This is a genomic window from Marinobacter sp. 2_MG-2023 (genome assembly GCF_030546935.1).
Taxonomy (GTDB): domain Bacteria; phylum Pseudomonadota; class Gammaproteobacteria; order Pseudomonadales; family Oleiphilaceae; genus Marinobacter.
The window spans coordinates 717,497-736,766 of sequence record NZ_JAUOPH010000001.1; the positions used below are offsets into that span (position 1 = coordinate 717,497).

Below are 19,270 nucleotides of genomic sequence, written 5' to 3' on the forward strand. Positions count from 1 at the left end.
GGCTCAGTCTTTGAATTGAGCCTTGTCCAGGCCATGCTTTTTCATTTTGTCGTAGAGGGTTTTACGGGCCAGGCCAAGCTGTACCATGGTGTCTTTGATGCTTCCATGGCAAGCATTCAGCGCACTGGTGAGCACTGAGTGCTCGAAGCTGTCCATCATTTCGGTGAGGGTGCGCCGCCCACTGACATCAGCCTTGGCAGCTGGCTCACCTTCCTCCAGAGCCGCTGGGCCAAGCAGTACGTAACGTTCTGCCAGATTGCGCAATTCACGAACGTTTCCCGGCCAGCTGTGGTGCATAAGCCGCGCAGCTTGGCTGGCATCCAAGGGAACGCTTTCCCGGTCGTAACGCGCCGCAGCAATCAGAACAAAGTGGTGGAACAACATCGGGATGTCTTCCTTACGCTCGCGCAACGGCGGAATATCCACTTTCACCACATTCAGCCGGTAATACAGATCCGCACGAAAACTGCCCTCATCACTGAGCATTTTGAGATCCGCTTTGGTGGCCGCAATAATGCGGACATCCAGTTCCTGCACCTGATTGCTGCCCAGGCGTTCGACTTTCTGTTCCTCAAGTACCCGGAGCAGCTTGATCTGCAATGGCATAGGCATGCTTTCTACTTCATCCAGGAACAACGTACCCTGGTGGGCATGCTCAATCTTGCCAATACGGCGCTTTTCCGCCCCGGTAAAGGCACCAGCCTCGTGGCCAAACAGCTCACTTTCAATCAGATTCTCCGGCACAGCACCGCAATTGATCGCCACAAAATTATGGGTGGCGCGCGGGCTGTTCTCGTGAATATACCGGGCCAGCGCATCCTTACCTGAGCCGGTCTCGCCAGACAACAGAATATTGGCGGAGATATCCAGAATCGGCGTAATGGTATCCATCACCTTTTGCATGCTGGGCGTGCCACCGAGAATTCTCGGGCCAGGCCGGGCCATATGGCGTAGCTGGGCTTTGAGGCGACGATTCTCAAGCGCAAGGTGCCGCTTCTCAAGCGCATGCCGCAGCAATTCGATCAGCTCGTCGTGATTGAACGGCTTCTCGATAAAATCATAGGCGCCCTTCTGCATGGCGGAAACCGCCGTGCTGATGTCGCCCTGCCCGGTCAGGATAATAACGGGAATGGTCTTATCCAGAGCCTGAACGGCACTCAGGAGCTCAAGCCCGTCCATACCCGGCATATTGTAGTCACACAGCACCACACCGTTGTATTCCGGGTTAATCGTTTCAAGGCCTGCTTCCGCACTCTCGAAGCAACGCACAGGCAGATCCTCCAGCGTCAGTGCCTGCGCAATGGCCTTACAGATGTGTGGGTCATCATCCACAAAGATCACTGAGGGTTCTGTCATTCCGTGGCCTCACGTTTTGTCAGAGTGAATTCAAATTCCGCACCGGGTGCATCGTTGCGGTTGCGACCGGTCAACCTGCCGCCCAGGGCGTCGGCAATCTGCCTGGAGATAGACAAACCAAGCCCGAGCCCTTGCTTGACTGACTTGGTAGTAAAGAAAGGCTCAAAAATCTGCTCGGTATTCGCCGGCAGCCCGGAGCCGTTGTCCCGAACCAGACAGCACCAGCTCCCCTCTTTTTCCTCAACCTCTATCGTAATTTCGGGTTGCTCCTCGCCTTCAACAGCCTGTACCGCGTTGGCCAGCAGATTAACCATCACCTGCTCTATGCGGATCAGATCCCCGTGGCAAAACACCGGCTGCTCAGGGCGCGCCCATCTGATATCAACACCCGCACTGCTTTTCTGTGCCGTGATGATTTTCAGAGAGGCATCCACCGACAGGCGGAAATCAACAATCGTTGGCGGGCCTTCAGACTTGCGGGCAAACACCTTGAACTGCCGGGTGAGCTCCGCCATTTTGTCGCACAACAGCACTATTTCACTGAGGTTTGCGTCGACCATATCGGCGGCGCCTTTCTCCAGAAAGCGGCGGCTGTTTCTGGCGTAGGTCTGGATAGCAGTAAGCGGCTGGCTCATTTCATGGTTCAGGCCTGCAGACATTTGCCCCAGCACCGCCAGCTTTGCCGCCTGAATCAGCTCCTGCTGGGTTTCCCGCAGCTCGCTCTGGGTGCGTTCGCGCTCCCGTATCTCATCCAGCAGTTTGCGGTTGGATCGCTCCAGATCCACCGTTCGTTCTGCTACGCTGAGCTCTAGCTGTTCGCCCCTGAGAGCCAGCTCCGCTTCGCGACGATAACGCTCACGCAGGTAGAGCCAGGCCAGAAAACCGCCAAAAAAGACAGCCATACCTCCCGCCACAAACCCCAGCCGAGCCCAGATAACCGAACGCGTGCTCACCATAACCTGCAGCGTCCAGTCCAGCCTGGGCAGAGGTGTTCGAATGCTCAGGTACTCTTGGCCACCGCCATTTTCACGAACGCGCACTGTCTCGGAAGAGCCGGACAAGCCAGGGGGCTTATCCTCATAATCCAGGGCAACCGGTTTAAGATCACGGCCCGGGTAGCGCTGGCGCGATAACTCCCCCGGGGCTTCCTCCGCGCTGCGGGTAAAATCCCGGTACAGCCATTGGGGTTTACTGGCGAGGAAGCTTACGCCTGCCTCATCCAACACCACCATTTCCGATTCACGTAAAGAACCCGGTCTTTGCCACTGGGACTCCAGTTCATGAACCAGTACCTTTACCGTAACAATGCCCAGAATCTCGGGGCCCTTTCCGCGAACAGGGTGGGAAAAATAGAGGCCCCGAACATTAGACATAAGCCCGAGTGCAAAGTAGACAGCAGAATGGCCGCTTTCCATGGCCTCAAAAAAATAGGGCCTGAAGGCGAAATTCCTGCCTACAAAGCTGTCTGCCTGCTGGTAGTTATTGGCTGCAATCGTAAGCCCTGTGGTGTCCATCAGATAAACATCGGAACTACCCACAATCGTGGCCATGCGCTGCATTTCTTCATTGGCCTGGTGAATAGTAGTGGGATCGTCTGGAGAACTCAGAGCGGCTGCAAGCAACGGGTGCTCGGCCATCAGCTCGGGAATGGGCAGGTATCGGTTAAGCTCGTTCCCGACAAGTTGGCGATAACGGAAAGATTCCTCAAGGCCGTCCTGTTCAACTTGCCGGTAGCCAACCCAGCCACCCAGTACCCAGGACACCGCAAGGGTAATCACAAAAACAAAAAAAGCGCCTATCCGGTAGGACATAGCCCGGTTCCCGCAACACCGTTAAAGGACGCCAGAGTATAGACCGGCCCTCCCAAGGACAAGCGCAAGGCCAAGCACAGGGAGGGCGAGCGCGCTTTGTGCTACGCCCTCCCCGAGCTTATGAGCGCCGGAACACTCAGGCGGCTGCCAGGCGACCCTTACGCTGACGCTGCATCAGGAATGCCGCTACGGCGAGGGCAATACCTGCCAGATCAGACACCAGGCCACCCTCAATCATCAATAGCGCAGAGCCAATGAGCAACAGACGTGCTATCCAGGAAGCCGATACATTGGCAAACCAGCCCAACACGCCGCCAGACAGCAGATAAACACCAAAGAGCGCAGTAACCAATGCACGGGCGATATCAAACCAGCCTGCTTCCATCAACAGTGCGCCGTTGTAGAAGAACATGAAAGGTACGATGAACGCTGCAATACCAATGCGGAAAGACGCCACAGAGGTTTGCATGGCATTGGCACCGGAAATCCCTGCCGCGGCATAGGAGGCCAGGGCAACAGGAGGCGTAATCGCCGAAACCACCGCAAAATAGAACACAAAGAAGTGCGCCGTCAGCGGCTCAATACCCAATTGCACCAGACCCGGCGCCACCACCGAAGCGGCCACGGCGTAAGCCGCCGTTGTTGGCATACCCATGCCCAGAAGAATGGAGATGAACATCGCAAAAATCAGTGCCAGAAGCTGACTGGCTTCTGCCACATCAAGCAACAGCACCGAGAAGCGCGCACCAACACCGGTCAGGGAAATAACACCTACAATAACGCCCGCTGCCGCACACACCACAATAATCTGTATTGCCATGTACGAGGCGATTTCCAGAGCGTGCAGAACCGCGCGAACGCCCATCTTGTTCGGTGAGAACCAGCTGACAACCGCCGCAGATATCATTGCCAGAGTACCCGCACGTATTACCGAATACCCCATGAACAAGGCCACCACCAGTATGATGATCGGTATAAACAGGTAGCACTGCTTAACCATGGTACGCAACTTCGGCAGCTCATCTTCCCGCATGCCACGCATGCCGGTTTTGGCAGCTTCAAAATCCACCATGAAGTAGACAGACGCGAAATACAGGATGGCAGGAATAATGGCCGCAATGGCGATCTCGGTATAAGGAATACCGGTAATCTCGGCCATGATGAAGGCACCTGCCCCCATAATCGGCGGCATGATCTGGCCACCGGTAGAGGCCGCCGCTTCCACAGCGCCGGCGGATTTTTTGCTATAGCCCACTTTTTTCATCAGCGGGATGGTCAGCGACCCGGTAGACACCACGTTACCGGCGCTGGTGCCGTTGATCATACCCATCAGGCCTGAGGCAAAAATGGATACCTTTGCAGGGCCGCCCCGCGAGCGACCAGCCGCCGCAAACGCGAAGTTAACGAAGTAGTCACCCACTTTTGAAGCCTGCAGAAAAGCAGCAAAGATGATGAACAGAATAATGTACGTGGACGACACCGCCGTGGTGGGCCCAAGAATACCGGCATCGGTATAAACCTGGCTGAAGAAGCGCTGCACAGACAGCCCGGGGTAGCCAAGGAACCCTGGCAAATAAGGCCCTGCAAACACATACGCCAGAAACACCAGCCCGATGATGACCAGCGCCAGACCAGCCACCCGGCGGGTAAGCTCCATAATCAGTGCTGTGCCCGCAACAGCTGCAAAGGATATGCCCACAGGAGCAAACGACGTGCCCGTGGACATACGCATAGCGGTGTTGTAAGCCACCAGAAAGTAAGCGGCAACGGCAATTGAACACACAATCAGCACGAGATCCGGCACGCTGAAACGCGCACGTTCACGCTGATGAAACCAGCTCAGCACAATACCCACCGCAGTAGCCGCCAACAGGGGCCAGCCAAAGTGCCAGGTTTCCAGCTCAACCGGAATACGCATGGCGCCGTTCTGAACCAACTGCCAGAACGAGAATGTTTGATAAAGCGCATAAAACGCCGGTAAAAGAGCAGCAGCACCAATCCATGTTGTCCAGCGATGGCGTGCAGAACCCTCTTCCGCAGACACAAAGCGAGCGCCAGCAAACAGAACAAAACCAAGAACAAGTGCCCCGGCTATGTGAACGATCCGGAACGACCAGGTTTCCAGCGGCGAGATGTTCAGCGCATAAAGATGGAAAGATGAGTAAACAATGGCAAGCAAAGTAACAAATTTAAGCATGCCGCCTTCAAACAGCCTGCGATTTGCCTCTACAGGTTCCTTGTCCACGTCGTGGGCAAGTACATGGTCTTCGCCCACCTCTACGTCGGAAAAGTCTTTAGGGTGTCGTTCAAGTGTCATTGGGTATCCTGCCTGCAGGCAAATCGGAGCCGGCAGCTTGCCGGCTGTTGTTCAGGGGCCTTGCGGCCCCTTCATTCAAGCATTCAGATCAGAAACTTATTTGATCTTGCTTTCTTCGATGGTGTAACCGTTCTCGTTGAACCAGCGAGCTGCGCCTTTGTGCCAGGGCAGAACATTGTTCTTGCTGTAGTTCTCGGGAATAGAGTTACGAGCAGCCTTGTGGATGGATACCATCCTTTCGTTCTGCTCCATGGTCAGCTTGGTGATTTCATACACGAAGCTTTCCGGCATATCGCAGTTCACCATGGCAAAATTCCACATGGAAACCACACGCGACGGCTCATCCAGAGACTGGTAGGTGCTTGCCGGAATGGTGAATTCAGATACCGGGAAGTTATCGGTAACCTTCTTCGCTTCCTCATCCGTCATGCTGATGATGTTCACATCTGTTTGAACTTCCAACTGGCTAACAGCCGGGATTGGAATACCCGCGGCAAAGGCCACAACATCAATCAGGCCATCCTGAAGCTGACCACCAAGATCAGACCAGCTGCCGTTACGACGCTCGAAGTCCACGCCCAGGGTTTCCATCATGCGCGGGAAATAAGTATCGGAAGTTGAGCCTGCCGGGCCAAAACCGATGGTGGCACCATCCGGAATTTCGGAAATAGAAGTAATGCCCGAGCTGCTAAGCGCAGTCACAGAGAAAGGCGTCTCGTACATGGGGAACATGGCACAAACGTTGTCCATCTTCATGCCTGGTGCCAGCGGGCTGTTGCCATCCATGGATTCCCGAGCCGGGCCCATGGTGGTCAAACCGAACTTGAGGTCACCGGTATGCACCAGCGCCATGTTCTGCATCGGGCCGCCAGTGATTTCAGCACCGCCGGAAACACCCAGATTTTCTGCAACAAAGTTGGCCCAACCGGAGCCATAGGCGAAGTATGTACCACCCTGGCTGGCGGTTCCCACTGTAAAGTTACTTGGCCATCCATCCCGATCCTGGGCAACAGCAGGATTAGCAACAACAAGAGTAGAGGCAAAAGCCACTGCCATAACGGCTTGGGTCTTCATAGAGAATGCTCCCTGGTTCATTTTGTTTATTGGGTGCTCGACGGAGCCCGAAAGGGCTGCGATCAGGAGGGCTTTGCAAAGAGTAGGCCAGATTAAAAAACACTTATAAAACAGACAGTTTCTAAAAACCTGAAAACAAAGAGCAAAGGAATGGGTGAAATCCCACCCACTATCAGAGCGTCATGGGTTAAATTCCGCCATCTTGAAAGAAAGTCTGGAAGACTGCCTATTTGCCGTAGCGGTCAACTCAACCAACAAACGTTGCAGAACTCTCCTCAATAACAGTATAAGCAATGGCCGCCCGACGGTGGTTTGATTGCATGCCGGATGGCCTGCTGGTTAATCCATCGAACGCAATTCATTCATCAGACATTAAGCATCCATGCTTCTTTATAACCACCTTATAGCTTCGGTATGCCGTGCTTTAACCGGGTTAGTCACGAGATGCCCAGTCAGCTCACCAAAAGCCTGGCCTGATTAAGTTAACAAATTAACGAAGAACAGCGTGAAGCCCGGAAAATACGTAATAATCATCAGCGCAAACATCTCACATATGACGAACGGCACCACGGCTTTGGCCGCTTGAGTAAAGCGTATGCCTGCAATCTGAGAGGCCAGGTAAAGGGCGAGCCCTATCGGTGGAGTGATGTGTGCCATGGACAAGTTGGTGGTCATAATGGCACCGAAATGAATGGTGTCCACACCCACTGCCTGTACGGCCGGTAACAGAAGGGGGACCAACAGGAAGATAGCCGATACAGGGTCAAGAAAAGCCCCGGCAAAGAACAGAATGAAGTTGACGAGCAACAACATGATCACGGCACTGCCGCCACTGGCCGCCAGAAGCCAATCCCGCACCTGCATGGCAGTCCCGTCGATCATGAGAATGAACGACAGAATCGACGCCATGGCCAGAATCAGCATCACCACCCCGGTAGTGATACCCGATTGCAACATAAGGTAAGGATAATCCTTGAGCCGAATCTGGCGATAGACGAAGCGATCGATAATGAACACATAGACTACGGCCACCGCCGCCGCTTCTGTGGCAGTAAATATGCCTCCATATATACCTCCCAAGATAATTACTGGTGCCATCAACCCCCAAAAAGCATCCTTCAGCGCCCGCCGGAATTCCTTCCCGGTCCTTTCAATCTCGGCAATAGGAAATTTTCGCTTTTTGGCGACGAAGAAAATATAAGCGCACAACACCACGGCAAGAATGAGCCCAGGTCCTATCCCCGCTGCGAATAACGCCGGGATAGAAGAATTGGAAATCACACCATAAAGAATCAGATTAATACTCGGCGGAATTACAACGCCAAAGGTGCAACCTGCCGCTACCGTGGCACATGAAAAGCCCAATGGATAGCCAGCTTTCTGCATGGCACCGATCATAAAACCAAGTGCAGCGATTGCCGCAACATTCGAGCCCGACAAGGCACCAAGGAAAGCTCCCGCAACAATTACGGTAATCGCCAACCCACCAGGAACACGGCCCAACATGAATTGCGCCAGATACACTAACCGGGTAGCCAGACCCGTTTGCGCGATCATGTTTCCGGCTACAATAAAGAGCGGAATAGCCAGTAGAGTGAAGGAATCGATGGCACCGGAAAAGATCTGCGGCAAGGTAGTGAAAGGTGCAATATGGTTGTATGCGAAAACCACCACCCCGGCAAGCCCCAGCGATATCGAGATCGGAAAATTAGCCAGCAGAAAAACAAAGAAAAGCAGCAAGGCCAATATGCCAGCGCTTGAAAGTACATCCATCAATAAATCTCCGCAGAATAAACAAAAGGTCTATTTGTACTGCTGTTCCAACTCACTTTCAGAAAGGAGCATGTCCGAGGAGGGGACGTTCTTGTACCGTGGTAAGCCGGCGATATCCCGAACGACCGCGATCAAACACCGAACCCCACACATTGATAAACTGGCAAAAATACCTGCATTGATAGTCCATACGGGGATGCCCGTCGCTGAGCTGGTTTGACCAACCCGGACCGATTGAATCAGAAAGATCCAGCAGTAATAGGCCAGAAAAGCAAAAAACGCTGCAGTGACCAGCAAGACCAGTAAATCAGCAATGCGGCGGCAACCAGAAGGCAAGAAGTCAGCAAGGAGCGGAACACTGCCATGCTGGTTGTACTTGAACGCAGCAGAGGCACCAAATAACGCAGCCCACAGGAACATGAATGTTGCCACTTCATCGGCACCGGCAATGGGGATTTTGAGGACGTAGCGTGCAATCACTGCAGTAAAAGTGAGAATGACGATACCGAGCATACACACGACAACAACGATCTCTTCCAGATGATCAATCGTGAAAATCGAGTATTTCTTCAATCTTTCCACGTTAAGACCTCGTATAGCAGGCAAAAAGTGAACGGGGCAGTCTGAATCGACTGCCCCGTTGCGTGGCATTACTTGGTATTAGATGCAACGCCGGATTCAAAGAGCTCCACGAATTCTTCGCCAAGCGACTGCTTGTACTCACCGTAAACTGGCTTAAGAACATCCTGGAATACCGTCAGTTGCTCATCACTGAGTGTGGTAACGGTCATGCCCGCGTCTTTCAATTCATCGATCAGATCAATATCTTCCTGTGCGACGACTTCGCGCTGATACGACATGGCTTCCCGTGCAGCCTTCGTAAACATTTCCTGGTCACCTTCAGAAAGGCTGTTCCAGAAAGGCAGACTGCCGACAAATGAGAGTGCATCGTAGGAGTAGTTCCAGATAGTCACGTGATCCTGAGCGTCATAAAAACGCGATGACCAGATGAGTGACAGAGGATTTTCCTGGCCATCGACCGCACCAGTTTGAAGCCCGGTGAACACCTCAGCGAAGTTCATTGTGGTTGGCGAGGCGCCCAGGGTTTCGAAGATCGACAGGTAAAGTTCAATGCCTGGAACGCGAATACTCAAACCCTCAAAATCAGCAGGCTCTGTAATGGGTCTCTTTGAGTTGGTCACTTGCCGGAAGCCGTTCACACCCCACGCCAAACCCACCAGGTCGTGTCGCTCCAGATCATTCAACAGTTCATCACCAGCCGGGCCGTCCATAACAGCATTAGCCGTCTCATGGTTCGGGAAAAGCCAGGGTAGCCCCAGTACCTGATAGCGTGAATCGAGGCCAGTCATCCAGGTTGTCGACTTGATCAGAAACTGGATGGCACCGGATTGCGTCATCTCCAGCTCCACCCGATCACTACCCCCGGCCAGCGCGGCATTCGGGTGCAACCGAACGACATAATCTCCATCGGAATATTCATCCACTAGGTCACGGAAGCGCTCGGCTCCCTGATGCCAACTGGAACCCGCCGCCGCGTTATAAGACACATTGATCGGTTGTGCCGCATAGAGCAGCGCCGACGCAAGCATCATGGGAATCGATGCGGTAGCAACAAGAAATTTCTTTCGAATAGTCATCTTTTCTTTCTCCGTTTGTCGTTTTCGTTTGATTGATCTACTGATGATTTGAATTTTGCATAATGTATACCAAAATCTATAAATTACTGTTTAATAATGATATTTTTATCTAGCCTAATCAAAGATGATTTGTTAATTAGAAATATCGCACCGAGAAAGAACGATTTCTCTGGTTAATAGCGGAATGCGCACCGTAAAGTTGCACCGGGATGGGATTGCCGAAATCAGAACCGGCGGTATAACACTCCCTCGATTCCCCATGGTCTATGCGACCACCCCCCTCGATATCAGGGTACTGACAATCTCAAGGAGTCGCTGATCCTGCCAACGATCTGCAATCAACTGAACCCCAACCGGCATACCAGTCTTTCCAGTACTAAACGGCAGGTTGATGCATGGAACGCCAAGCAGCGTCCAGGCGCGACAATAGATCGAGTCGCCTGTGCTCTCCAGGCCTTCAGGTGCTTCGCCGGTCGCACTGGCGGCAAGAATTACATCAGCCTTTGTATCGAACACAGCTGTCAGCGCCTGCCGCAAGCTATCTGCTGCAAGCATCGCTTCGCGATACTGTAGGTAGTCGATCGCCTTCCCCTCTTCGATCAACTCGACCAGTTTGAGGCTCATGCGGTCGGACAATAGGGAGTATTCACTGGCCAGGGTTTGGGCCGCCTCGTAAGCCATCACCACTTTTTGGTGCTCCACCAGTGCTTCGTACCTCTCGTCCAGGGGTAGCTGAACCAGTTCAGCACCGGCATTTTGTAATCTTGCCTGGGCCGTAGCCAGTGCTTGGACGACATCATCATCGGCCGGAAGAGCGTTGGGCAGGCTATGAATACCGACACGAACTCCGACTAAATCTTCCCACGGCGCAATATTTGGTGCGCGGGTCAGAGCCGAAAAGGTCGTGCAGATGTCTTCGATATTACGTGCGAACCAACCCAGGGTATCCAGTGATGGAGAGAACGATTTTACGCCCGCAGCGCTGAGAGTATCGAACGTCGGTTTGAAACCGAATACCCCGCAATAACTCGCTGGACGAATCATACTGCCCGCAGTCTGAGTGCCAAATGCCAGCGGCACCATTCCCGCGGCTACAGCCGCCGCTGACCCGCTGGAGGAGCCCCCTGGGGTGCGGGATGGATCGTGCGGATTACGAGTTTTACCCGGAGTGAAAAAAGCGAGCTCAGTTGAGACTGTTTTACCCATAACCAACGCGCCCTGCTTCTGAAGCAGCGTTACCAGTGACGCATCAACAAGCGAGGAGGATGTCTGCAAATAACCACCCGTACCCCAACCAGTTGGAAAATCAACGGTCTCGATAATATCCTTGATACCCACAGGTACACCGAACAATGGCTTGTCTGCCAGATCAGCATCAAGCTCGGGTGCCGCGACGGCCAAAGCCTCCCACGCCCTCACCTCGGGCTCGCATTTTTCGATCTGCGCCGCGCAAAAATGCCACCAGTCAAGGGGAGAAGCACGCCCCTCCGCCAGTGCAGCCTGATAGCTATTAATCGTCATAGAATTGTCATTCACGTCGCGTCTTCCTCCGGTTCCAGCAGACAGATGATCCGGTCAGATGATTAATTTAAAGCCAACCAGCAGCATCAGAAACGCAAAAAGGCGCTTAAGAAGCTGCGGGGACAGGTGATGGGCGAGCCTGACACCTAACCTGGCACAGGGAACGCTGATTAAGGCAATACCAACGAACGCTGGCCAGTAGAGATAGCCTGAGCTATACGCCGGCAACGTGGATTGTCCCTGCCCCGTCAGAACGAAGGTCCCGGCGCCAACTGCCGCGATCGGAAGACCACAAGCTGCTGAAGTACCGATTGCTCTCGCCATACTGGCACCGTTCCTGGCAAGCCAAGGTACATTCAGCACGCCGCCACCTATACCGAAGAGTGCCGAAATTGCGCCAATCAGGCCCCCTGCACCTAACATTACCGGTAAGCCGACCGGTTGCTTCCCGGTTTCAGCAGGCTTGGAAAACAGCATCCGAAGCGCCAGCACAAGCATGAATATCCCGAAGTAACGTTCAAGTAGGTCGGCCGGCAGCTGATCAGCGATAAGCCCGCCGAGCACCGCACCGGCCATCAATCCAGGAAGCATTTGCCTGAGTAAATGGAAAGCTACTGCGCCCTTTTTCCAGTGACCGAATGCGGAAGAGGCTCCCGTAACGGTTATGATTGCCAGCGACGTGCCTATGGCAAGGTGGACAACCACAGCAGGATCAACCCCCTGTTGGTTGAGTGCTACTATCAGCGCCGGTACGATTACCACTCCGCCACCTATACCAAACAAACCAGCAATCACGCCGGCTACGGCGCCCACCAGTGAGAAGAACACCAGCGCTGACAACATAAAAACCTCACTCAAAACAATGTCGGGAGGGTGACAAACACCCCACCCAGGGAAGCGCCGAGAAAGCGCTTATAGAATGACCTGGCCAGCGCACACCCCAAGGCTAAACCAGTCATAGCCCAGACAGGCTTGAACATGAATCAGCAAAGGGAGCGATTGACAGCTCCTCCTACAAACAAAACAGAATTATGAATTTTGTATACAAAATACTAATGCAAACTTTAGGCCAAGTCAGGAAAATCCTTTATTTTCATATAGTTAATAATTAAAACCCGGCCAGAAACGAAGGTTTCACCGGATTTCTGCCTACTTATAGTGCGCAATAGACGACCGCATGCACTAGGTTAGATCAATGATCGAGGAGTAGTGAGGCTCTGGGATACCAAACGTTGCCAGCCCAGACATCTGGATGGATTAAATCTGAAAGAGGGAATCAATATCAGCGAGCGTCTTGAGAAGGACAAATGCCAAGGCGGGCGCTCATGGATTTAACATGAAATCTGTTTGCAGGCGCCAACAAGATTTCAAAGGTCAGAGGGTTGGCTTGTGTGAGTCAGCCAGAGATTATTCCCTGGAGGTCTGCAGACTGAAGCTTACGGAGCCCCAAGTGATTCCGAAGAATATTACCAAGGCGCTCGCCGTCTCGATCTTCAAGAGCCTCAATCATGTTTTCATGATCATTCATTGCTTTTTGCCAGTATTCATCGGTCATCTGGGCGGAGTAGCGGATCTGCTTAATGCGCTGACTGAGATTGTTATACATTTCCATGAGCACATCATTATTTGATGCCAGCATGATGCATTCATGAATTTTCCGGTTGGCGCGAAAATACTCTTTGAGCTCACTACGATGAAAATGATCTACCATTTTGAGGTGAAGCTCACGTATTTGGGCAACCTCAGCGTCGCTGATATATCTACAGGCAGCTTCTCCCGACAGCCCCTCTAATGCAGCCATCACGTCGTAGGTATGCTCAACGTCCTTCGTGGTCAGAAGAGTTACCCGGGCGCCACGATTTGGAGGGATTTCAATTAAACCTTCCGACTTCAGAACTTTCAGCGCTTCGCGGAGCGGGGTTCTGGAGATACCAAACCTTTCGCAGAGTTTTTTTTCAGAAACTTTCTCGCCTGGGGCCAATGTGCCTCGTTCGATTAACTCTCTGATTCTGTCAGCAGCTTCTTGATAAAGAACTCTATGCTGTATTTTTCCCATATAACCTTTTTTTAAGACGAGGAGCACGCTGCCATAAATTCCCCACGGCAGCTGGGCATGAATGAAGTCAAGTCACGAAACTGTAAACTGCATTAAGAATTCAAAATAGAGCGTCGCGCGTTGCTTTGCAAGAGCCAAGCGCTAACTATCATTAACCTTAAGATGACCAGCGCCCCACGCAGCGCTGCAATAATCTTACAGCCGCGAGATCAGTTTCAGCGTCTGTACACCGACCGTTTAAAGGCGCTTCGCGGCCCCAAAATCTGGGTCTGGCTCCTCTCACATTGACCTTACTTTCAGCAACAGCCGGAGTGTCGCTCTGCCAGGGAGCGCTGAGTAAAGCCGAGAGAACTCCCGATAATCGATTTGTTACAACGCGCGCATTATCATAATTAGTTTAGCTATGGGCACCCACTGAAGTTTGATCGGGGGAAGTCCAGATGGAGCGTGTCCATTTTATTGGGGAGGTCCAATCTGCACTTCAGCTACCTCATTCGCCAGAGCGCATACAAACAGGGCCGCCTCGCTATTTTTTGCCTACGTGTCTGCGCCCTTCACTGGAAAGTTACAGGCACCGGATATCACAAAAGGAAAACTCGAATGGAAGCTTTCGGAATACTTGGTTTTTTGCTTGCTGGTTTTTGTTATTTCAGAATCGATGCGTTAGAAAAGAAATTAAAGGAAATGAGCGTCCTCGACAAAGATTTTGACTCGAAAAATGAAGTTGATAAATAACTATCGATCAAAAGAATACTGATGGCGCCCCCGCCCGCAATTCCAAACAAACGCAGCCGCGAATGCCGTTGGCACAAGCATCAATCAAGGAGTCAGACTTGAGATCGGGAATCCTCATCGTATTTATTGCTTTGCTGGTTGGATGTGCAACATATGAACAACCCATTCCGGCAGCAACAAGTTCAGGCGAAATCGTCGAGCCTACATTTGAGCATAAGGCCGCTGGAGAGGCCTCGATCATGACGAACCAGGCCTTGAAGTCTTACCGGGAGGACTATGTCTATGCAACCCAACATAAAGCGTTTGCTCAATCTGATGTAGGTGCCTGATCCTGGAAGTCCAATAGAACCTCAATAAAGCACGCGATAGAGAACTCTTTGATAGATTGTCAAGGAAACAATAAAAGACACGAAGCTGAATATCCGTGCAAGATTATCAATGTTGACGGGAAATGGGCCGGAGAGCGCTAGATGCTAACAAGGCACACCCTGCTATGGCAAAGTTAATAGAATTTGAGACCGAACGGCTGTGTTTGCGGCAATGGCAAGAAAACGATTTCAAGCCGTTCGCCACGCTGAACGGCGATCCAAAGGTCATGGAGTACTTTCCCGAACCGCTGAGCGGCCAGGCAAGTATTGAGATGGCGGAGAAAATTGGCTCACTCATAGAACAGCGCGGTTGGGGATTCTGGGCAGTCGAGGTCAAGGGTGCCGAGCCGTTTATTGGTTTTTGTGGACTGCACGTACCCACTGCAACGCTGCCTTTTTCTCCGTGTGTCGAGATTGGTTGGCGGTTATCGTCAGCTCACTGGGGGAAAGGCTATGCATCAGAGGCTGCTCGTGGTGCGCTGCATGTTGCGTTTCAACATTTAGAGCTTCCCGAGATTGTCTCCTTTACCACAGTTGGCAATCAGCGATCGCGTCGGGTCATGGAGCGCATAGGCATGGAGTGCAGTGGCCAGTTTGAGCATCCTGGCGTGCCTGAGAACAACCCCTTGCGGCCGCATGTACTTTACCGGTTACGACGAGAGCAGTGGGGTATAAAAGCCTAACCATTGCATTAAATTCGCTCTGGCCCGATGGGCCTACACCGGACGTCCATATCGGACCGCCGCTAAACCAAAGCGTTAACTGTCATGGAAGACATCAGTGAAATTTGAAGTATCGAGCAATCTGAAAATCAGTCCCGAAGATGTCGATGGACTTCTCACCATGAAGGGTGTGAATTGGGAATTGAGTCCTCTCATCTACATGACGGCACCCTCAGGATGGTCATGTAAGCCAATCTTTGAATGGCCTACGGGCAAGGTGCTCTTCTCAAGCTGGATACTCCTTTTCGGCATCCTTCCCATCGATCGGCACACATTCTTTTTTAGCTCTATTGATCGCCAACGGGGTTTTATGGAATCGTCGAGCTCCATAACCAATAAGGTGTGGCACCATCGTCGAGACATCAGGATAAATGAGGCGTTGCCCCAGATCACAGATACCGTCGAGTTCCAGTGCAGGTTGCCGATACTGGAATATGTTCTGGCACCTGTTTACCGCTTAATCTTCACGCATCGTCATCGGGTGCTAAGGTCTTATTATGATGGCAGCGCCAGTCAACCAGTCAATTAAGTTCGTGCCGGCCTGCTGCCTCCACCGGACGGCCCTGTCGGGCCGCCGCTTATATCAGCGCTATGGGGCACTGCTACCAAAAGGAGTTTCGAATGAAATTTTTGGTTTTCTTGGGCACCGTACGCGATAGCACCCCTCCGAAGCCGGCACGCCTGGGTGTTCGGGTTACAGAAGCGGTTCTCGAATGCCTGAACAGTCAATATCCCGAATATGAGATAGAGCTGGTTGATGCTTTGGATTATCCAGCAGAACCCGTCTTCAAACCGCACTTCGCTTACCCACGAAGCAAAGCGCCTGCGGAGCTCAACCAATTGGCAGAGAAGATAGAAAGTGCCGATGGATTTGTTATGGTCAGCCCTGAATATAATCATTCGATGAGCCCGGCGCTTGCTAACCTGTTGAACCACTTTGGTAGCTCCTTGTTCTCCTACAAGCCAAGTGCGATTGTTACCTATTCAGCAGGGCAATGGGGCGGCATGCGTGCAGCGGTCGCAATGCGTACGTTTCTCTCAGAGCTCGGCTGCCTGCCAGTTTCTGCAATGATTCATGTGCCCAAGGCACAGGAAATCTTTACGGCGGATGGCTCGGTGCAGCCCCATGAGGATCAAGGCTCTTGGTTCGATTATTTTGGTCGAACGTTCACCCAATTGATTTGGTGGGCTCAGGCTGCGAAGGAATATCGAGCGCAGGTTGATCCGCATAACCTGGTAAGGGATTTTAAGACGGATCCATCCGAACGCAACGCGCCTTAATGTGATTCAAATAACAACCGGCTCCATGGCGACCGGTTTTCCACCACCCAGCGGCGCCAAACCTGCGTGTGAGCCGGGGGTTATATCTAAAGGATTTGCCAATCATGAGTGAGTTATTCGGGTTTGGTAAGGCTATATTGGCCAGTCAGCCGTTCAGCGTCATGCTCGGTACCGAGCTTGAAATATTTGAGCCGGGCACGGCGGTTCTTACACTGGTTGTGCGTGACGAGCTGAAGCAGCAACACGGTTTCGTTCATGGAGGCGTTGTCAGTTACCTTGCCGACAATGCATTAACTTATGCGGGTGGTTCGGTTTTGGGAGACTCGGTGACTTCCGAGTACAAGATCAACTATCTTCGACCAGCTTTAGGTAAAAAATTAATAGCCAAAGCCAGCGTTCTGTCTTCGGGGAAAAACCAGGCTGTTTGCCAGTGCACAGTGGTTGCTGTTGGCGACGATGGTGGTGAACGTACGATTGCAGTTGCCCAAGGTACCATCAACAAGGTCAGCCCAAAAATATAACAATCCTCACCAGTACGCGCTTGGTGGCCGCCGCTGTGTTCAGCGCTATACGACGCTTCAGGAGCGTGCGCAGTAACGGGGTAAAGCCCGCGACAACATCAACCGCACTAACAAAACACAGGAGTATCAATGTTTGTCTCTCAGCCCACGTTCGATTCGATTCTCCGAGGTGGCGTTCTTGCGACGTTGGCTATCGTTTGGGTCGTTACATTGGTACGTGTCAACGGCCTAAGATCGTTTTCAAAGATGACGAGTTTTGACTTTGTGATGACCGTGGCCATGGGTTCCCTTGTTGCGAGTTCTAGTCAATCAACGAATTGGAATGCGTTTCTTCAGTCATCAGTTGCTATGGCCGCTCTTTTCGTAGTTCAGTTCTCTGCGGCGTTTGCCCGCAAATCGTCTGACAAGCTCAAGAGCATAATGCAGAACGAGCCAGTTATTCTCATGCGGGACGGAGTGATTTTTGACGATGCCCTAGCCAAGACGCGCGTATCAAGAGATGACCTTATAGCAAAGCTACGGGAAGCAAATGTATGTAATTTCTCATCCGTCCACGCTGTAATTCTTGAGACTACCGGTGATATCTCTGTACTCCACGGAGGTAACTTCTCCGACGATTTGCTCCAGGGGGCAAGGTTCATCAAGTAGCCAATGGCATCGTATTTGAACATTTCTCACACGGGAGACATCCGCATATCAAACGGCTCAAATCGACTTTGCACTCCCCGGCCTGGCGGCCGCTGCTTCACGGCTCCAAATGGGAGTCTGCCCTCCTCTTACACTGCCTTTGCCCTCACCGAAAGCAGCAATGCAGCACTGGCAGGGAGCAATAGCCCCAGAGCCATCGGCAGGGGCGAATCACTTCCACCCAGTGCAACACTGGACGATACAGTGAAAGCAATACCAAACTGGATTGCACCCAATACAGCAGAACCTATACCTGCGCTGTGTCGTGCAGCCCCCATCGACAGGGCCATGGCGTTGGCGGAGAGCAAGCCCACCATGCCGATGGCCAGCCAAAGTGGTGGAATGAATACCCACAACTCACGGGTACCTGAAAGCAGAGTCAGAATAAGCGCAAATGCCACATAGCATGGCAAACCTGTTTTTAATATCTGCCGCGCAGAAAAATGGTCCAGCAACCGGGTATTCACTTTCCCAAACACAAGCAAAGCCGTCGCGATTCCGGCAAACACACCCGCGTATGCCAGGGGACCCAAATTGAACACGCCCTGGAATACACCCGAAGACCCTGTAATAAAAGCAAACATCCCCCCTTGCACAAGGCCCGCAATCAAGGTTGGCACTATGAAATCCCGCTGTCTCAACAATTTAACTGCAGTCCGGCTACCCGTCCGAAAGGGTGCTGCAATACGGTTTTGAGGTGCCAGTGTTTCGGGCACGATAAACAAAGACAGTACCAGCGCTAACAAGCCGACAAGAATCATGACAACAAAATTCGAGCGCCACCCATAGGCCTCAAGCAACAGGCTACCCAGAATTGGCGAAACTATGGGGCCAATGGTTAGCAGCATCACCAGAACCGTCATCACCTTGGCCGCTTCACGCCCTTCGTATAAATCATTGACTACAGCTCTACCAACCACCATCCCACCACAGGCACCGAGCGCCTGTAAAAATCGCAACACATTAAACACCTCAATGTGCTTGACCAGCGGCAGAGCAACAGAAGTCACAACAAATAACGCCGTTGCGCCCAGTAGAGGCCCTTTCCGCCCATGGCTATCGATCAATGGCCCTATAATCAACTGCCCCACACACAAGCCGAGAAAAAACACAGACAGTGACAACTCTGTAGCAGAGGAGGTCGCGTTCATCGCCTCAGCAATATCACCAAGAGCAGAAAGGTACATATCAGTGGCGAGCGGTGGAAAAAGCGAGAGCAAGCCAAGCACTGCGGTTATGCCGGCAGCGTGCCTGGAGGTAAGTGTTGGTTTCAGCATATTTAATTACCAGAAAAGCGGGAAATCAGCCCCACTCTGAAGTTCGGAGTAGGTTTTTAGACTGCAGTCTATCTAGATAGTAGACCGCAGTCTATAAACTTAATACACTAGCA

General features: G+C 52.3%; 18 protein-coding genes. 7 read left to right on the forward strand and 11 right to left on the reverse strand.

The window, feature by feature from the left end; translation table 11 throughout:
* Positions 1-3 precede the first annotated feature (3 nt).
* The 10 genes from Q4501_RS03180 to Q4501_RS03225 all read right to left on the reverse strand — a co-directional run bounded on the left by Q4501_RS03180 (position 4) and on the right by Q4501_RS03225 (position 13,593).
* A complete protein-coding gene (locus Q4501_RS03180; RefSeq protein ID WP_303594095.1) occupies positions 4-1,356 on the reverse strand; it encodes a sigma-54 dependent transcriptional regulator in 1,353 nt (450 codons plus the stop codon).
* Complete coding sequence (locus tag Q4501_RS03185; protein WP_303594097.1) at positions 1,353-3,167, reverse strand: ATP-binding protein; 1,815 nt, start codon at positions 3,165-3,167, stop codon at positions 1,353-1,355. Before Q4501_RS03185 ends, Q4501_RS03180 begins: the two co-directional genes overlap by 4 nt.
* A gap of 136 nt (positions 3,168-3,303) precedes the next feature.
* Positions 3,304-5,484 carry a TRAP transporter permease gene (locus Q4501_RS03190; protein WP_303594099.1) on the reverse strand — a complete coding sequence of 727 codons (2,181 nt, stop codon included), beginning with the start codon at positions 5,482-5,484 and terminating at the stop codon, positions 3,304-3,306.
* Positions 5,485-5,580: 96 nt separating this feature from the next.
* Positions 5,581-6,558 carry a TAXI family TRAP transporter solute-binding subunit gene (locus tag Q4501_RS03195; RefSeq protein ID WP_303594101.1) on the reverse strand — a complete coding sequence of 326 codons (978 nt, stop codon included), beginning with the start codon at positions 6,556-6,558 and terminating at the stop codon, positions 5,581-5,583.
* Between the two features lie 477 nt (positions 6,559-7,035).
* Positions 7,036-8,331 (reverse strand): TRAP transporter large permease, encoded by a 1,296-nt coding sequence (locus Q4501_RS03200; RefSeq protein WP_113814734.1) that lies wholly within the window; start codon positions 8,329-8,331, stop codon positions 7,036-7,038.
* 30 nt (positions 8,332-8,361) lie between these two features.
* Entirely contained in the window at positions 8,362-8,913 is a 552-nt protein-coding gene (locus Q4501_RS03205) for a TRAP transporter small permease (protein WP_187298732.1), read from the reverse strand.
* 68 nt (positions 8,914-8,981) lie between these two features.
* Positions 8,982-9,989, reverse strand: coding sequence for a DctP family TRAP transporter solute-binding subunit (locus tag Q4501_RS03210; protein ID WP_303594105.1), 1,008 nt, complete (start codon positions 9,987-9,989; stop codon positions 8,982-8,984).
* Positions 9,990-10,253: 264 nt separating this feature from the next.
* Positions 10,254-11,525, reverse strand: a complete 1,272-nt coding sequence (locus tag Q4501_RS03215; protein ID WP_303594106.1) for an amidase — start codon at positions 11,523-11,525, stop codon at positions 10,254-10,256.
* Between the two features lie 39 nt (positions 11,526-11,564).
* Positions 11,565-12,353: a sulfite exporter TauE/SafE family protein gene (locus tag Q4501_RS03220; protein WP_303594108.1), complete on the reverse strand. Its 789-nt coding sequence runs from the start codon at positions 12,351-12,353 to the stop codon at positions 11,565-11,567.
* Positions 12,354-12,906: 553 nt separating this feature from the next.
* The gene (locus Q4501_RS03225) at positions 12,907-13,593 is read right to left on the reverse strand and encodes a GntR family transcriptional regulator (RefSeq protein ID WP_303594109.1); all 687 of its coding nucleotides are present in this window, start codon (positions 13,591-13,593) and stop codon (positions 12,907-12,909) included.
* A 573-nt stretch (positions 13,594-14,166) separates the two neighbouring features.
* Here Q4501_RS03225 and Q4501_RS03230 point away from each other — a divergent pair.
* The 7 genes from Q4501_RS03230 to Q4501_RS03260 all read left to right on the forward strand — a co-directional run bounded on the left by Q4501_RS03230 (position 14,167) and on the right by Q4501_RS03260 (position 17,841).
* The gene (locus tag Q4501_RS03230; protein ID WP_303594111.1) at positions 14,167-14,301 is read left to right on the forward strand and encodes a hypothetical protein; all 135 of its coding nucleotides are present in this window, start codon (positions 14,167-14,169) and stop codon (positions 14,299-14,301) included.
* 98 nt (positions 14,302-14,399) lie between these two features.
* The gene (locus Q4501_RS03235; RefSeq protein WP_303594113.1) at positions 14,400-14,630 is read left to right on the forward strand and encodes a hypothetical protein; all 231 of its coding nucleotides are present in this window, start codon (positions 14,400-14,402) and stop codon (positions 14,628-14,630) included.
* A 164-nt stretch (positions 14,631-14,794) separates the two neighbouring features.
* Positions 14,795-15,352 (forward strand): GNAT family N-acetyltransferase, encoded by a 558-nt coding sequence (locus Q4501_RS03240; protein ID WP_303594115.1) that lies wholly within the window; start codon positions 14,795-14,797, stop codon positions 15,350-15,352.
* Between the two features lie 97 nt (positions 15,353-15,449).
* Positions 15,450-15,920 carry a hypothetical protein gene (locus Q4501_RS03245; RefSeq protein WP_303594116.1) on the forward strand — a complete coding sequence of 157 codons (471 nt, stop codon included), beginning with the start codon at positions 15,450-15,452 and terminating at the stop codon, positions 15,918-15,920.
* Positions 15,921-16,012: 92 nt separating this feature from the next.
* Positions 16,013-16,672, forward strand: coding sequence for an NADPH-dependent FMN reductase (locus Q4501_RS03250; protein ID WP_303594117.1), 660 nt, complete (start codon positions 16,013-16,015; stop codon positions 16,670-16,672).
* Between the two features lie 104 nt (positions 16,673-16,776).
* Positions 16,777-17,193 (forward strand): PaaI family thioesterase, encoded by a 417-nt coding sequence (locus tag Q4501_RS03255; protein WP_303594118.1) that lies wholly within the window; start codon positions 16,777-16,779, stop codon positions 17,191-17,193.
* A 129-nt stretch (positions 17,194-17,322) separates the two neighbouring features.
* Positions 17,323-17,841 (forward strand): DUF421 domain-containing protein, encoded by a 519-nt coding sequence (locus Q4501_RS03260; protein ID WP_303594119.1) that lies wholly within the window; start codon positions 17,323-17,325, stop codon positions 17,839-17,841.
* A gap of 128 nt (positions 17,842-17,969) precedes the next feature.
* On the opposite strand, the gene Q4501_RS03265 is transcribed toward Q4501_RS03260, so the two are convergent.
* Positions 17,970-19,157 carry a multidrug effflux MFS transporter gene (locus tag Q4501_RS03265; protein WP_303594121.1) on the reverse strand — a complete coding sequence of 396 codons (1,188 nt, stop codon included), beginning with the start codon at positions 19,155-19,157 and terminating at the stop codon, positions 17,970-17,972.
* Between the last annotated feature and the right edge of the window lie 113 nt (positions 19,158-19,270).